Source organism: Thermus caliditerrae (genome assembly GCF_021462525.1).
Classification (GTDB): domain Bacteria; phylum Deinococcota; class Deinococci; order Deinococcales; family Thermaceae; genus Thermus; species Thermus caliditerrae.
This window is the reverse complement of record NZ_JAKEDT010000003.1, coordinates 22,762-38,081: the sequence shown is the minus strand read 5'-3', so window position 1 is coordinate 38,081 and position 15,320 is coordinate 22,762. Positions and strand designations below refer to the sequence as shown.

Genomic DNA, 15,320 nt, shown 5'->3' with positions numbered 1-15,320 from the left:
AAGGTTATGATGAAGGCCATGCTCAAGGGCGAAGGCCCAGGCCCCCTGCCCCCCCTTCTCCAGCAGTATGTGGAGCTCCGGGACCGCTACCCGGACTACCTCCTCCTCTTCCAGGTGGGGGACTTCTACGAGTGCTTCGGCGAGGACGCCGAGAGGTTGGCCCGGGCCCTGGGCCTGGCCCTCACCCACAAGTCCAGCAAGGACTTCACCACCCCCATGGCGGGGATCCCCATCCGGGCCTTTGACGCCTACGCGGAAAGGCTTCTCAAGATGGGCTTCCGCCTGGCGGTGGCGGACCAGGTGGAGCCTGCGGAGGAGGCGGAGGGCCTGGTGCGGCGGGAAGTGACCCAGCTTCTCACCCCTGGGACCCTGGTGCAGGAGGCCCTCCTGCCCAAGGAGGCCAACTACCTGGCCGCCGTGGCCACCGGGGATGGTTGGGGGGTGGCCTTTTTGGACGTGTCCACCGGGGAGTTCAAGGGGACGCTCTTGAAGAGCAAAAGCGCCTTCTACGATGAGCTTTTCCGCCACCGGCCTGCGGAGGTGCTCCTGGCGCCGGAGTTGCGGGAGAATGGGGAGTTTGTGGAGGAGTTCCGGAAGCGCTTCCCCGTCATGCTCTCGGAGGCGCCTTTTGAGCCCGCAGGCGAGGGTCCCTTGGCCCTGCGCCGGGCCCAGGGGGCCCTGCTCCGCTACGCGGGGGAGACCCAGGGGGGGCGCTTCCGCCCCAGGCCCTTCCGCCTCTACGACCCGGGGGCCTTCATGCGCCTGCCGGAGGCCACCTTGCGGGCCCTCGAGGTCTTCGAACCCCTCCGGGGCCAAGACACCCTCTTCGGGGTCCTGGACGAGACCCGCACCGCCCCCGGGCGCAGGCTCCTGCAAAGCTGGCTCCGCCACCCCCTTCTGGAGCGGGGGCCCCTGGAGGCCAGGCTTTCCCAGGTGGAGCGATTCGTGAGGGAGGGCGCCCTGCGGGAAGGCGTGCGGCGGCTCCTCTTCCGCCTGGCGGACCTGGAGCGGCTCGCCACCCGGCTGGAGCTGGGGCGGGCCGGCCCCAAGGACCTGGCGGCGCTTCGCAGGAGCCTGGAGATCCTGCCCGAGCTGAGGGCCGTTTTGGGGGAGGAGGTGGGCCTGCCGGACCTTTTGGGCCTTCTGGAGGAGCTCCGGGCCGCTTTGGTGGACGATCCCCCCCTGAAGCTTTCCGAAGGGGGCCTGATCCGCGAGGGGTACGACCCCCACCTGGACGCCCTGCGCCGGGCCCAGGGGGAGGGGGTGGCCTACTTCCTGGAGCTGGAGGAAAGGGAAAAGGCCCGGACCGGCATCCCCACCCTGAAGGTGGGCTACAACGCCGTCTTCGGCTACTACCTGGAGGTGACCCGGCCCTACTACGAGCGGGTGCCCCCCGAGTACCGGGCGGTGCAGACCCTCAAAGACCGGCAGCGCTACACCCTGCCGGAGATCAAGGAGCGCGAAAGGGAGCTCTACCGCCTCGAGGCCCAGATCCGCCGCCGGGAGGAGGAGGTCTTCCTGGAGGTGCGGGAGCGGGCCAGGAAGGAAGCGGAGGCCCTCAGGGAGGCGGCCAGGGTCCTGGCGGAGCTGGACGTCTACGCCGCCCTTGCGGAGGTGGCGGTGCGCTACGGCTACACCCGGCCCCGCTTCGGCGAAAGCCTCCGCATCCGCGCCGGGCGGCACCCGGTGGTGGAGCGCAGGAGTGCCTTCGTCCCCAACGACCTGGAGATGGCCCACGAGCTCGTCCTGGTCACGGGGCCCAACATGGCGGGCAAGAGCACCTACCTGCGCCAGACGGCCCTCATCGCCCTCCTGGCCCAGATCGGGAGCTTTGTGCCCGCGGAGGAGGCTACCCTTCCCCTCTTCGACCGGATCCTGACCCGCATCGGGGCCTCCGACGACCTGGCGGGGGGCAGGAGCACCTTCATGGTGGAGATGGAGGAGGTGGCCCTGATCCTCAAGGAGGCCACAGAGCAAAGCCTCGTCCTCCTGGACGAGGTGGGCCGGGGCACCTCCAGCCTGGACGGGGTGGCCATCGCCACCGCCGTGGCCGAGGCCCTGCACGAAAGGCGGTGCTACGCCCTCTTCGCCACCCACTACTTTGAGCTCACCGCCTTGCCCCTGCCCCGGCTTAAGAACCTGCACGTGGCCGCCAAGGAGGAGGAGAGGGGGCTTACCTTCTACCACCAGGTGCTCCCCGGGCCCGCTTCCAAGAGCTACGGGGTGGAGGTGGCCCGCATGGCGGGGCTTCCCCAGGAGGTGGTGGAGCGGGCTAAGGCCCTGCTCCAGGCCTTGGCTGCCCGGAGGGAAGGCCCGGCGGAGGCGGTGTTGGAGCGGCTTCTTGCCCTGGACCCCGACCGTCTCACCCCCCTCGAGGCCCTCCGCCTCCTCCACGAGCTCAAGGCCTTGGCCCTAGGCACCCCCTTGGGTACCATGAAGGGGTGATCCGCCCCCTCCCCGAGGAGCTCCGGGGCCTTTTGGCCCGGGGTGAGGTGCTCCTTTCGGTGCGGGACGCGGTGCGGGAGCTTTTGGAGAACGCCTTGGACGCGGGGGCCCGGCGGGTCAGGGTGGAGCTTTGGGGCGGGGGGCTGGAGCGGCTGGTGGTGGAGGACGACGGCGCAGGCATCCCCCTGGAGGAGCTTCCCCTGGCGGTGGAGCCCTTCGCCACCAGCAAGCTTCAGGACCCGGAGCGCATCGCCACCTTGGGCTTCCGCGGCCAGGCCCTTTATGCCCTGCGCCAGGCCGCCATCCTACGCCTGCGCTCCCGGCCCCGGGGGCAGGTGGGTGGGGGCCTGCTCCTGGTCCAGGGGGAAAGGCTGGAGCTTCGGGAGGTACCCGCCCCCCCCGGCACCCGGGTGGAGGCGGTGGGCCTCTTCCGGGGGGAGGAGAGGGACCCGGCGCGGGAGGTGCGGGGGGTGTTGGAGCTCCTAAGGCGCTACCTCCTCCACCACCCCAGCCTCTCCTTGGCCCTTTTCGTGGAGGGGGAGGCCCGGCTCCTCTTCCCCGGGGCGGGCCTTTGGGAGGCCGCCCGGCTCGCCTTCGGCCGGGTGCTTTCGGAGAGGCTTTTCCCCCTGGAAGAGGCCCTGGGGGAGGTGGGCCTTTGGGGGCTTCTTTCTGGTCCCCAGGTGTCCCGCACCCGGCCTGACCTCCTCTTCCTGGCGGTGAACGGGCGGCCCGTAGCCTGGCCCGAGGGGCTTCTTAAGGCCCTCCGCCGGGCCTACCGAGAGCTCCTCCCCGAGGGGCACTTCCCCGTGGGGGCGGTGAACCTCTCCCTGCCGCCTAGCCTTTTCCGCCTGCGCCTGGACGCCCGCAAGGAGGAGGTGGCGGTGGCCAAGGAGGTGGAGGAGGCCCTGGAAGAGGCGGTGCGGGGCGCCTTCCGGCGCCACGGCCTGGCCCGGAGCCTGCCGGAGCCCAGCCCCCTTCCCCCCTTGAGCCCTCCCACCCCTTCGGGCCTGCCCCGCCTGCGCTACCTGGGCCAGTTCCGGGAGAGCTACCTCCTGGCGGAAGCGGGGGATGCCCTCTACGTGGTGGACCAGCACGCGGCCCACGAGCGGGTCATCTACGAGGAGTTCCGGCGGCGCCTTAGGGAGGAGGGCCTGCAGCCCCTGCCGTACCCGGTTTTGGTGGAGCTTTCCCCCGAGGAGGAGGCCCTTTTGGAGGGGGAGGCAGCCTCCGCCCTCTTCGCCTACGAGCCCTTTGGGCCGGGGCGGGTTCGCCTCCTCTCCGCCCCGGCCTTCCTGCACCCCTACCCCCTCCTGCTTCCCCAGGTCTTCCTCGAGGCCCTCAAGGGGGAGGGCAGGAGCCTGACGGAGCTTCTGGGCCGCCTGGCCTGCTTGCCGGCGGTGAAGGCGGGCCACCCCCTGAGCGGGGCCCAGGGGCAGGCCCTCCTAGACGCCCTTCTGGCCTGCGAAACCCCTTGGGTTTGTCCCCACGGGAGGCCCACCTTCTTGGTGCTGAAGGAGGAGGAGCTCATCCGCCGCTTTGGCCGCCGCTCGGGGGCGCGGGTAGGAGAAGAAGCCCGTCCTCGTCGGCAAGAAGATAGCTTCCCGGAAGCACCCGGGCCCCAAAGAGGCTGAGGGGCACGTCCACCTCCCCCTTACCCTCCTTGGCGCTTTTGCGGGGGGTGGCGGCCAGGGCCAGGAGGCCGATGGGCACCTCCTTGAGCTCCGCTGTGTCCCGCACCGCCCCGTGGACCACCACCCCGGCCCAGCCTCGCTCCCAGGCCAGCCGGGCCAGGTTGCCCCCCAGAAGGGCGGTCCTTAGGGAGCCTTCCCCGTCTACCACCAGCACCTGGCCTTGGCCCTCTTGCTCCAATACTTTGCGCACCAGGGCGTTATCCTCAAAGACCTTCAGGGTCCGCACCCGCCCTTGGAAGCGGGACCTGCCGCCGAAGCTTCTAAAGACCATGGGCAGGGTTTCCGCCTCGGGATGGGCGTCCGATAGGTCGGTGGTCCGCCAGTCCATGGGGATATAGTAGCGCCTATGGAAGAGGCGCGGCTCCTCATCACCTGCCCGGACCGGCCCGGCATCGTGGCCGCGGTTTCGGGCTTCCTCCATGCCCACGGGGCCAACATCACCGATCTGCAGCAGCATTCCACCGACCCTGAAGGGGGCACCTTCTTCATGCGCCTGGCCTTCACCACTCCCCACCTGGACCTGTCCCGCCCGGCCCTGGAGCGGGCCTTCCAGGATGTGGTGGCCAGCCGTTTCCAGATGGCGTGGCGCCTGGCTTACGCCTCGGAAAAGAAGCGAGTGGCCATCCTGGTCTCCAAGCCCGCCCACGCCCTCTTGGAGCTCCTTTGGCGCTACCGGGTGGGGGAGCTACCCATGGACCTGCGCCTGGTGGTCTCCAACCACCCGGACCACCGGGAGGAGGTGGAGCGCTTCGGCATCCCCTACCACCACGTGCCGGTGGAAAGGGGGCGCAAGGAGGAGGCGGAGGAGAGGATCCTGGCCCTCCTCGAGGCCGAGGGGGTGGAGGTGGTTGTCCTGGCCCGCTACATGCAGGTGCTTTCCCCCAGCTTCGTAGCCCGCTACCCCATGCGCATCCTCAACATCCACCACTCCTTCCTGCCTGCCTTCGCCGGGGCCGACCCCTACCGCCAGGCCTACGAGCGGGGGGTGAAGCTCATCGGGGCCACCGCCCACTACGTGACAGAGGAGCTGGATGCAGGACCCATCATCGAGCAGGACGTGGTGAGGGTATCCCACCGCCACTCCGTGGCGGAGATGCGGAGGCTCGGGCGGGAGCTGGAACGCACGGTCTTGGCCCGGGCGGTGCGTTGGCACCTGGAAGACCGCATCATCGTCCACGGCAACAAGACCGTGGTCTTCGTCTAATCGGCACCTAACCCGAGGGGCGTACGGTAAGTGCAGGAGGTGGTGCATGCACTTGGGCCGTTCCTTCTTGGGTTTTCTGGTGCTTTCCGTGATGGCCGGAGCGGTGCTCTGGTGGGGTTTGGGTAATGGCCAAACCCAGCGTCCCCAGGCTTCCCAGCCCGCCGCGGACGGGGGGCTTTTGGAGTACGAGCGCAACACGGTGGAGATCGTGGAAAAGTACGGGGACGGGGTGGTGTACGTGGGGGTGGTGACCCGGCCCCAGAGTGTCCAGCTTCCCCCGGGGTTTGAGTTTTTCGCCCCCTTCCTCCAGACCCCTCCCCAGGAGGGCGCAGGCTCAGGGTTTGTCATTGATAAGGAAGGGCACATCCTCACCAACTACCACGTGGTGGAAGGGGCCAGCCAGATCACCGTGAAGTTCCACGGCGACCCCAAAGAGTACCGGGCCCGCCTGGTGGGGGCGGCCCCACCCCTGGACCTGGCCCTTTTGAAGGTAGAGGCTCCCAAGGAGCGGCTCCTACCCTTGGTCCTGGGGGATTCCGACCGCATAAGGGTGGGGCAGAAGGCCATTGCCATGGGGAACCCCTTCGGCCTGGAGTTCACCGTGACCCAGGGGATCGTTTCCGCCATCCGGGAAAACCCTGGGGCCATCGGGGACGAGTCCGGCCTGGTCCCCCAGGTGATCCAGACGGACGCCGCCATCAACCCGGGCAACTCCGGGGGGCCCCTTCTCAACTCCCGGGGGGAGGTGATCGGCATCAACACCGCCATCCTCACCCCCACGGGCCAGTTCGGGGCCGCCCAGTTCGCCGGGGTGGGGTTTGCCCTGCCCATCAACCTGGTGAAGCAATACCTTCCGGAGCTAAAGGCGGGCAAGACCCTCACCGCCGAGGAGATCATTCGAAACCGGCCCCGGCTTGGCGTTTCCCTTATTCCCCTTTCCGTTTACCCGGAAAGGCTACGCCAGCAGTACGGGCTTCCCGCCTCTGGTCTCATGGTGCAGGAGGTGGAGAGGAATAGCCCGGCTGCCCGGGCGGGCTTAAGGGCTCCAAGCCGTTTTGCCTACATCCAGCTTCCCACGGGTGAGGCCTTGCAGGTGGGGGTGGATGGGGATGTGCTCCTGAAGGCCGATGGGGTGCCTCTTTCCTCCATCGCCCAGCTCCGGCAGGTGCTCTACGGCAAGAAGCCGGGAGAGGCCGTGAGCCTCGAGGTGTGGCGCCAGGGCCGCACCCTCACCCTGAAGGTGGTGCCCCAGGTCCTGCGCTAGGGGGGCCAGAGGAGCCGGGCCCGCAGGCATCCCCCTTGGGCGCGGAACCAGGCGCCCCCCAGGTACAGGACGACCCCCACCTCCGAGCAATAGGCCAGGACCCGGTGCCTCTGCCCCGCCAGGGCCTGGTTCCAGGCGTACTCCCCCCCGGTGTAGTAGGCTTCCGTTTCCGGATCGGCGTAGGCGCGAAAACCAGCAAACCGCCAGGGGAGGCCGAACTCCAGCAGCACGGGCCTCCCCGTCACCGAGTGCACAAACTCCACCCGTCCCCTGTCCCAGGGGGTGAGGAGGAGGAGGTGGCGTTTCCCCTCCCCCTCCACCTCCACCACCCGGGCCAGGGCCAGGAGGGCCAGCAGGAGCCAAAAGGCCCAGCTCCCGAGGAGGAGCCGGGCCGCTTCGGGTAGGGAAGCCCGCGCCCTCACCGCCGGCTAGGGCCCCTTGCCCAGGTCCAGGGGCCTTTCCCCCAAGGGGAGGTCCGTTCCCCCCCGAGGAGGGGCCTCACCGCAGGGCCCCCACCTCCCGGAAATAGCGCAGGGCGCCCTCGTGGTAGGGGATGGTGCCGCCCACGAAGCGCACCGCGTTCTCCAGGGTGGTATCCCGGGCGGCGGCCACCGCCTGGCGCAGGGTGGAGAGGTTTTCAAAGGTGGCCTTGGTGAGGGCGTAGGCGGCTTCCGCCGGGAGGCTTTCCGGGCAGACGAAGAGGTTCCAGAAGGTGAGGGTGGGGGTGTCGGCGCGGGCGCCGTAGGTGGCCTTAGGGATCACCCCAGGGCCTGCCAGGCCAGGAAAGCGCCTTTGGAAGGTCTGGACCACGGTGCTCTTGGGGTCCAGGGGCACCAGGTAGATGCGCTGCCCCTTGCGGGCCAGGCCTGCGGCGAGTTCGGTGATGGCCCCCGTGGGCAAGCCTCCGGACCAGAAGAAGGCGTCGATGTTGCCCTCTGCCAGGGCGTTGGCGCTCTCCTGGGCTCCCAGGCGCTCCTGCTTGGCGAAGTCCTTAGGGGAAAGCCCCGCCGCCTGGAGCACCAAGAGGGCCTCCACCTCGGTGCCCGATCCCGGGGCCCCGGTGGACACCCGCTTGCCCTTGAGGTCCTGGATCACCCGGATGCCCGACCCCTCCCGGGCCACGATATGCAGGAAGTTGGGGTACATGGCGAAGAGGATGCGGGCGCTCTTGGCGGGCTTGTCTTTGAAGCGGTCGTGCTGGCCGGTGAAGGCCAGGTATGCGGAATCCGGCAGCACGGTGGCGCAGTAGTAGGTGCCCCCGCCCGTGCGGTTTTCCAGAAGGAGCAGGTTGTCGATGGAGGCTGCGGTCTGGATGGCCTGGGCCTCTGCCGCTCCCGCCTTGTTCCAGATCTCCGCCAAAGCAGTGCCGTAGTAGAAGTACACCCCCCCTACCCCTCCGGTGGCCACCACCACCTTGGGTTTCTGGGCCAGGCCCCACGCCAGCAGCAAAAGTAAGGCCAAAAGGGCTCTCTTCATAGCCTGCCTCCTTTCCTTCGGCTTTACCCTAAGCTCCCCCTCTGGTCTTCGTCAAGCCCTTGCGGAAGAAGAAAAGCCCCGCGAGGAATGCTCCTAGGTTCAGGGGCCAGAAGGGAACGAAGAGCATCACGGCGAGAATGCCCAAGGCCCAAGCCTCCCAGCGCTTCAAGGGCCTCCTCGTGTACCCTGCCCCCGAGGCCGAGAGGTAAACGATGCCGATAGCCACGGAGAGGAAGCGCTCCAGGATCATGGGCCAGGCTTCGGCGGGGGGGGAGTTTTCCAGGACGGGGACGATGAGGAGGGCGGTGCCCGAGTAGGAGAGGAGGAAGAAGAAGCCGACCAGGTACTTGGAAAGGGCTACCCGTGCGGCGTAAACCCCGGTCTGCAGGGGGTTGGTGCCAAAGACGCTGCTGGCGGCGTAGGCGGACAGGGCCACGGGCGGGGTTACATCGGCCAGGACGGCGTAGTAGAAGAGGAACATATGGGTGGCGAGGAGGGCGGCGGAGTCGGGGATGCCGTTTAGCTTGGCCAGGGCGATGATGGCGGGGGCGGTGAGGGCCGAGGTGAGCACGTAGGTGGCGGTGGGGGGCACCCCCATGCCCAGGACCAGGCTGAAGAGGGCGGTGATCAGGGTGGCAAGGAGGAGGCTTTCCCCGGAGACCTGCTGCAAAAGCTGGCTGAACTTGGAGGGAAGCCCGCTGATGACCATCATGGCGAAGATGAGGTTGGCGGCGGTCACCGCACTGCCGATGGGCAAGAGGGTGCGGAAGCCTTCGGCGAGGCCCTGGAAGATGGGGGCTGCGCCCTTGGGTCGCAGGGTGGGATCCAGGTAGGTGATGAGGATGAAGAAGAGGAGGGCCAGGCTGGCCGCGGTGCGCACCTCGTAGCCCAGGTAAAGCATGGCCACGATGAGGAGGATGGGCAGGAAGAGGATGGAGTAGCGCAGGGCGTAGCGCCTGCGGCTCATGCCCAGCTCCGCGCCCACCGCGGGCAAGCCCGCCTTGCGGGAGTAGAACTCGTTGAAGGCGATGACCGCGGTCAGGTACAAAAGGGCCGGCCCCAGGGCCATGACGATCACCTTCAGGTAGGGGATCTGCAGGATCTCCACCATGATGAAGGCGATGGAACCCATGACCGGTGGGGTGATGAGGGCGATGGTGCCTGCGGTGGCCACCAGGCCTGCCGCCACCAGGCGGTCATAACCTGCCCTTTCATAGAGGGGCTTGGTGAGGGCGGCCACAAACTGGGTGTCCGCGGCCCCGGAGCCGGAGAACATCCCCATGAACACGCTGGCCAGACCGGTGACCCGCCCTGGGGTAGCGGGGTGCTTGCCCACCAGGGCTAAGGCCAGGTTGGCCACCACCCTCCCCAGGCCCAGGGCCCCGATCATGCCGGAGAGCAGGGTGAAGTAGACCAGGTACTTGGCGGAAACCCCAGTGATGAGGCCGTAGATGCCCGCCTCGGTCTCGTTGTAGGTCTTGCCCAGGAGGAGGTCGATACCCTGGCGGCTTCCCTTGAAAGCCCCGGGGAAGAGGTCGGCGTAGAGGTTGTAGCTGAAGAAGAAGAGGACCAAAACCGGCATCACCGGCCCCAGAAGGCGGTAGACCAGGCCCAGGACCAGCATGATGAGGCCGAAGGACATGGCCATATCCCAGGGCTCGGGAAGGACAGCCCGGTAGACCAGCTCCTCAAAGTAGCGGAGTTGGTAAAGGGTGGGGAAGAGGGCAAGAAGGACGGCGAGGAGGTCCGCGGGGCGTTTCAGGCCCGGAAGGATGGCCGGCAGGGCCGCCACCGCCCAGTAGAGGAGGCCCATCGCCTTGGTCTCAAAGGGCAGGCTCAACCCTGGGACGCTGGGAAAGAGGAAGTTGTAGAGGGGGATGAGGGTGAAGAGGAAGTACACCCAAGCCCCAAGGGTGCGCTTTCTGGGGAGGTAAAAGGAAACCAGATAACCCCCTAAAAGGAGAAAGAGAACATGGGTGCTTCGCTGGAGCTGGACAATGTCCAGGATGGGGATCTCCGCCTTGGCCAGGGGGGTGAAGGGGTGGAGGACCAGGTAGAGGCTGTAAAGCGCCCCCAACACCAGGATCCAGTTCGCGATGCGGGCCAGGGGGGTTTGGGCTACCGGGCGTTCGAGCTCCATGCTTGCCTCCACAAGAGCCCGGGGCCTGGAGCGTTCCAGGGCACCCGGGCTCAGGCATGGCCTACTTGATGAGGCCCTTCTCCTTCAAGTAGCGCTCGGCTCCGGGGTGGAAGGGGATGGGGAGCCTGCCAAAGAGCTTGGCGGTGGCCTCGAGGCTGGTGTCCTTGGCAGCGGCCACGGCGGTGCGCAGGGTGTCCAGGTTGTCAAACACCGCCTTCATGATGGCGTAGCCCGCCTCCGCAGGAAGGGTGTCCGGGCAGACCACGATGTTGCCCGTGACCAGGCCGCGCACATCGGTGCGGGTGTTATAAACGCTCTTGGGCACGGTGTAGGGGTCCACTAGGCCCGGGAACTTCTTCATGGCCACTTGGGCGGTGGTGCTCTTGGGGTCGATGGGCACCAGGTAGATACGGTCCCCCTTGCGGGCCAGGGTCTGGGAGAGCTCCACGATGGAGCTGGTGGGCACGCCTCCCACCCAGAAGAAGGCGTCCAGGGTGCCCTCGGCCAGGGCCTTGGCCCCCTCGGCCACGGGTAGGCGCTCCCGCTTGGCGAAGCTCTCGGGCTTCACGCCCGCCCCCTGGAGCACCAGGAGGGCCAGGTTTTCCGTGCTGGAGCCGGGCTGGCCCGTGGAGACCCGCTTGCCCTTAAGGTCCTGCACCACCTTGATGCCGGACTTTTCCGTGGTTACCAGGTGGATGAAGGAAGGGTACATGTAGAAGAGAACCCGCTGGCTCTTGGCGGGCTTGTCCTTGAAGCGGGGTTCCTCGCCGGTGTAGGCCACGTAGGCGGAGTCGGTAGTGGTGAGGGCGCAGTAGTAGGTGCCGCCCCCGGTGCGGTCCCGCAGGAGCTGGAGGTTGTCGTAGGAGCCCCCGGTCTGCACCGGCTGGGCCTCGGCCACCCCGGCCTTGTTCAAGATGTCGGCCAGGGCCGTGCCGTAGTAGAAGAAGACGCCGCCGGTGCTGCCGGTGCCGATGACCACCTTGGGCTTCTGGGCCAGGGCTAGGCCCAAGGCCGCCAAAGCTAGGAGGATAAGGATTCTCTTCATGGCCACCTCCCGTATACTTTTGCGCCCCTAACCTACCCCACCCCGGTAGGCCTGTCAAGGCTGAGGAGGCGCACCTGGAAGGCCCGGAGGAGGTCGGTTTTGCTGAGGATGCCCACAAGACGTCCTTCCTCTATCACCAGAGCCCGGGAATAGCCTCGCTCGGCCATACGCTCCAGGGCCGTGAGGGCAGGGTCTTCAGGAGCGAGGACTAGGGGAGGCTGGAGGTAGCGGGCCACGGGGGCCGAGGGATCCGCCCCCTCCAGGCCCTCCAGCCCCACTACCCCCAAGATCCCCTCCTGGTCTACCACGGGGAAGCCAGACACCTTGTGCGCTAGGGCCAGGGCCAAGACGTCCTCCACCTTCAGATGGGGTGGCGCGGTGAGGGGGTTCGGGGTCATAAGGTCCCGCACTTTGAGGTCTTCGAGGGCCTGAGCCAGGAGGGTAGCCTCGGCGTCGGCCCTCGAGGCCATGTACACGAAGAAGGCGATGAGGACCACAAAGGGGTTGAAGACCAGGAGGCCGAAAAGCCCTAGGGCCAAGGCCACCCCTTGACTTAGGGCCACCGCTTGGCGGGTGGCCCGGAGGTAGGGCTTGCGCAGGGCGAGGAGGGCCCGGTACACCCGCCCCCCGTCCAGGGGCAGGGCGGGGAGGAGGTTGAAAAGCCCCAGCATCAGGTTGATCAGGGCCAGGTAGTGGGTGAGGAAGCCCAAGGCCCCGGCCTCCGTGCGGACCAGGCGGAAGAGGAGGGCCAGGGTGAAGCTCACCGCTGGGCCTGCCAGAGCGATCCAGAGCTCCTTCAGGGGCTCCCGGGGGATGCGCTCCATCTGGGCCACCCCCCCGAGGAGCCAGAGGGTGATGCGTCGGGTGCCGATGCCCAGCCGGCCTGCCGCTAGGGCATGGCCCAGCTCGTGTAGGAGCACGGAGAGGAAAAGCCCAAAGGCGGCCAAAAGTCCCAGGAGGAAGGGCCAAGGCCCCCCCAGGAGCCCGGGATCTGGAGGCAAACGGAAAAGCTCCAGGTAGAGGGGCAGGTTGTTGCCAATGAGGAAGGCCAGGAGGGGCAGGACGAGGAGCAGGGAGAGGTCCAGGTGCACGGGGATCCCCAAGATCCGAAAGAGGGGAAAGCCGCGCTGGAGCATGCCTCAGTATAGGGACCGAAGGCCTCCCGAAGGGTAATGACCGGTCAGTCAGTCGTAGGATAGAGGGGTGCTGGCCCTGGCCCTCCTCCGAGATCCCCGCTACCGCGCTTACTGGCTGGCCCTCTTCACCTCGCAGATGGGCACCTGGATGCAATCCGCCGCCCAGGGGTGGCTGGTCCTTCTCCTCACGGGGAGCGCCGAGCGGCTTGGGCTGGTGGTGGCCCTTCAGTTTCTTCCCTCCCTGCTCTTTTCCCTGCCCGCTGGGGTGCTGGCCGACCGCTACCCCAAACGGAACCTGCTCCTCTTCACCCAGGGGGGATGATGCTCCTGGCCATGCTCATGGCCCTCCTCATCCTCACCGGATGGGTGCGCTATGGCCACGTCCTGGCCTTTGCCTTCCTCTACGGGGCCCTGAACGCCATGGACCTGCCCGTGCGCCAGAGCTTCACCGTGGAGCTGGCAGGGCGGGAGCGCTACCCCGGGGCCATCGCCTTGAACTCCTTCGGCTTCAACCTAAGCCGCCTCCTGGGACCAGCCCTTGCTGGCCTCCTTATCGCCCTTTTCGGGGTGGGGGTAGCCTACTTGGGCAATGCCCTCTCCTTTTTACCCCTCCTCCTGGTTCTTCGCGGCGTGCCCACGGGGCCCAGGAGCGAGGAAGGGAACGGCCGTTGGTGGCGGGAGGCCCAGGAGGGGGTGCGCTTCGTCTTGGAGCACCCTTTGGTGCGCCGGGTGGTGGGCCTGGTCCTCTTCGCCAGCCTCCTGGGCATGAACTTCCAGACCCTGGTGCCGGCCTACGCCCGGCTGGTCCTGGGCCTTTCCGCCACCGGCTACGGCTTTCTGGTGTCCAGCGTGGGGGTGGGGGCCTTGGGGGCGGCCTTGGTCATGGCCTTCACGGGGCGGCCCAAGCCTTCCCGGCTCCTCCTCGGGGTCTTTGCCTTGGCCCTGGCCCACCTGGGCCTCTTCCTGCCCTATGCGCCCCTAGTTCCCCTTTACCTGGCTCTGGGGGGCTTTGGCATGATCTCGGTGCTCATCAACGCCAACACCCTGGTGCAACTTGCCGTGCCCGACCGCCTCAGGGGCCGGGTGATGGCGGTCTACAGCCTGGTGATGCTGGGCACGGGGCCTTTGGGGGCCTACCTCACCGGGCTTCTCTTCGAGCTTTTGGGTGGCCGCTCTGCGGCTTTGGCCCTGGGGAGTGCGGTGCTCCTCGTGGGCCTTTACCAGCTCCGTTCCTGGCCTAAGGCCGCCAGTCCTCGGGCCTAGGGCCAAGGCCCAGCCGCCAGGCCACGCCCCTCGCTACCCGCTCCCCCGCCCGGCCGTCCCCGTAGGGGTTCTTGGCCCGGCGCATGCGGGCGAGGGCCTCGTGGTCTTCCAGCAGGCCCTTCACCACCTGGAAGACCCGCTCGGGGTCGGTGCCCGCCAGCTTGAGGATGCCCGCTTCCAGGCCTTCCGGCCTTTCCGTGACGTTCCTGAGCACCACCACCGGCACCCCCAGGGCGGCGCCTTCCTCCTGAAGCCCCCCGGAGTCGGTGACCAGGAGGAGGCTTTCCCGCATGAGGGCCGCCATGGGGCCGTACTCCAAGGGGTCCAGGAGGACGAAGTTCCCCACCCCCTTGAGCACGGGGAAGACCGCCTCCCGCACCACGGGGTTCAGGTGCACGGGGTAGACGAAGGTGAGTTCGGGGAAGGCTTCCGCCACCTTCCTGAGGGCCCGGGCCAGCTCGGGGAGGAGGGGCCAGTTCTCCCGGCGGTGCATGGTAACGGTTACGTAAGGACCGGGGGGGAGGCCTTGGGGAAGCCGGCCCAGCTTGGCCGCCAGGAGTACCGCATCCGCCCCCGTTTGGCCGGTGACCAGGATGCCCTCCTCCCCCTTGCCTTCCCGGAGGAGGTTCGCCTTGGCCAAGGGGGTGGGGGCGAAGTCCAGGTCGGTGAGGACGTCGGTGAGGCGGCGGTTGGCCTCCTCGGGGAAGGGTTCCTTGAGGCTCCCGCTCCGGAGGCCCGCCTCCACGTGGCCCACGGGCAGGCCCTCCAGGAAGGCCGCCCAGGCCACGGCGAAGGTGGTGAGGGTGTCCCCATGGACCAGGACGTAGTCGGCGCCCATCTCCTTGAGGGCCCGGGCCGCCTGGGGGAGGATGCGGGCCGCCAGGTCGGGGAGGGCCTGGCGCTCCTGCATCACGTCCAGGTTGCGGTCCTCCCGGATGCCGAAGAGGGAAAGGGCCTGCCGAAGCTGCTCCCGGTGCTGGCCGGTGAGGAGGACCAGGGGCTTGAGGTGGGGCATCCCCTGAAGGGCCAGGTAGACAGGGGCCATCTTGGTGGCCTCGGGCCGGGTGCCGAAGGCGAGGACCACGCGCTTCATGGGAGGAGGATCTTCTCCAAGGGAAGGGCGACGTTCGGGAGGAGCAGGGGGGATAAGGTGTCCGCAGGGCCCGCCGTCAGGCTCTCCCGGTAGGCTCGTCCCTTAGGGTTGCGGAAGACCCGGACCCGTCCTTGCCCCAGGTCCACCACCCAGACCTCGGGGATGCCGTGGGAGGCGTAAAGGGGGAGTTTGACCTCGAGGTCATAGGCCAAGGAGGCCTCGGCCACCTCCACCAGGAGGAGGACGTCCTGTTCTTGAGGCAGGCGGGTGGCGTAGTCGTCCTCCTTCGGCCGGAGGAGGGCCAGGTCGGGTTGCGGTTCGGAGTCGGGCCCCAGGCGGAGGGGGTTTTGCACGCTGACGAGGGCTTCGTCCTCGAGGGCGCGGATGAAGAACCGGGCCAGGCGGTTGACCACGGCGGCATGACGGCTTCCGATGGGGCTCATCTCGAGGATCTCCCCCCGAATCAGTTCCACGGGCTCGTCCTCCTGGAGGACGCCCGCTTGCGCGAGGCGGTGGTATTCCTCAGCTGAGAAGCGGCGGAGGCGCTTGACCACGGACCCATT

12 protein-coding genes and 1 pseudogene are annotated in these 15,320 nt (G+C 67.9%); 5 read left to right on the top strand and 8 right to left on the bottom strand.

Features of this window, described 5'->3' with window-relative positions; all coding sequences use genetic code 11:
• The first annotated feature begins 9 nt into the window (after positions 1–9).
• Both mutS and mutL read left to right on the top strand, forming a co-directional pair.
• The gene (gene mutS / locus L1088_RS03035; RefSeq protein ID WP_234553770.1) at positions 10–2,445 is read left to right on the top strand and encodes a DNA mismatch repair protein MutS; all 2,436 of its coding nucleotides are present in this window, start codon (positions 10–12) and stop codon (positions 2,443–2,445) included.
• Positions 2,442–4,076, top strand: a complete 1,635-nt coding sequence (gene mutL / locus L1088_RS03030; RefSeq protein WP_234553669.1) for a DNA mismatch repair endonuclease MutL — start codon at positions 2,442–2,444, stop codon at positions 4,074–4,076. The genes mutS and mutL overlap by 4 nt, the downstream gene beginning before the upstream one ends.
• Here the strand turns inward: mutL and rraA are convergent.
• On the bottom strand, positions 3,970–4,464 hold the full coding sequence (gene rraA, locus L1088_RS03025) for a ribonuclease E activity regulator RraA (protein ID WP_234553668.1): 495 nt from the start codon (positions 4,462–4,464) through the stop codon (positions 3,970–3,972). The genes mutL and rraA overlap by 107 nt on opposite strands.
• Before the next feature lie 18 nt (positions 4,465–4,482).
• Here rraA and purU point away from each other — a divergent pair, with 18 nt between their 5' ends.
• Both purU and L1088_RS03015 read left to right on the top strand, forming a co-directional pair.
• Positions 4,483–5,340, top strand: coding sequence for a formyltetrahydrofolate deformylase (gene purU, locus L1088_RS03020; RefSeq protein WP_234553667.1), 858 nt, complete (start codon positions 4,483–4,485; stop codon positions 5,338–5,340).
• 46 nt (positions 5,341–5,386) lie between these two features.
• Complete coding sequence (locus tag L1088_RS03015; RefSeq protein ID WP_234553666.1) at positions 5,387–6,604, top strand: S1C family serine protease; 1,218 nt, start codon at positions 5,387–5,389, stop codon at positions 6,602–6,604.
• Here L1088_RS03015 and L1088_RS03010 read toward each other — a convergent pair.
• The 5 genes from L1088_RS03010 to L1088_RS02990 all read right to left on the bottom strand — a co-directional run bounded on the left by L1088_RS03010 (position 6,601) and on the right by L1088_RS02990 (position 12,401).
• The gene (locus tag L1088_RS03010) at positions 6,601–6,960 is read right to left on the bottom strand and encodes a hypothetical protein (RefSeq protein WP_234553769.1); all 360 of its coding nucleotides are present in this window, start codon (positions 6,958–6,960) and stop codon (positions 6,601–6,603) included. The genes L1088_RS03015 and L1088_RS03010 overlap by 4 nt on opposite strands.
• A gap of 142 nt (positions 6,961–7,102) precedes the next feature.
• Positions 7,103–8,080 (bottom strand): TAXI family TRAP transporter solute-binding subunit, encoded by a 978-nt coding sequence (locus L1088_RS03005; RefSeq protein ID WP_234553665.1) that lies wholly within the window; start codon positions 8,078–8,080, stop codon positions 7,103–7,105.
• A 28-nt stretch (positions 8,081–8,108) separates the two neighbouring features.
• Positions 8,109–10,220 (bottom strand): TRAP transporter permease, encoded by a 2,112-nt coding sequence (locus L1088_RS03000; RefSeq protein WP_234553664.1) that lies wholly within the window; start codon positions 10,218–10,220, stop codon positions 8,109–8,111.
• 61 nt (positions 10,221–10,281) lie between these two features.
• On the bottom strand, positions 10,282–11,265 hold the full coding sequence (locus L1088_RS02995) for a TAXI family TRAP transporter solute-binding subunit (RefSeq protein WP_234553663.1): 984 nt from the start codon (positions 11,263–11,265) through the stop codon (positions 10,282–10,284).
• A gap of 32 nt (positions 11,266–11,297) precedes the next feature.
• Positions 11,298–12,401, bottom strand: coding sequence for a CBS domain-containing protein (locus L1088_RS02990; RefSeq protein ID WP_234553662.1), 1,104 nt, complete (start codon positions 12,399–12,401; stop codon positions 11,298–11,300).
• 67 nt (positions 12,402–12,468) lie between these two features.
• Between L1088_RS02990 and L1088_RS02985 the strand changes: the two are divergent.
• Positions 12,469–13,664, top strand: a pseudogene (locus tag L1088_RS02985) (MFS transporter).
• On the opposite strand, the gene wecB reads toward L1088_RS02985, so the two are convergent.
• Both wecB and L1088_RS02975 read right to left on the bottom strand, forming a co-directional pair.
• A complete protein-coding gene (gene wecB, locus L1088_RS02980; RefSeq protein WP_234553661.1) occupies positions 13,639–14,757 on the bottom strand; it encodes a non-hydrolyzing UDP-N-acetylglucosamine 2-epimerase in 1,119 nt (372 codons plus the stop codon). The pseudogene L1088_RS02985 and the gene wecB overlap by 26 nt on opposite strands.
• The gene (locus L1088_RS02975; protein ID WP_234553660.1) at positions 14,754–15,311 is read right to left on the bottom strand and encodes a Uma2 family endonuclease; all 558 of its coding nucleotides are present in this window, start codon (positions 15,309–15,311) and stop codon (positions 14,754–14,756) included. The genes wecB and L1088_RS02975 overlap by 4 nt, the downstream gene beginning before the upstream one ends.
• Positions 15,312–15,320: the final 9 nt, after the last annotated feature.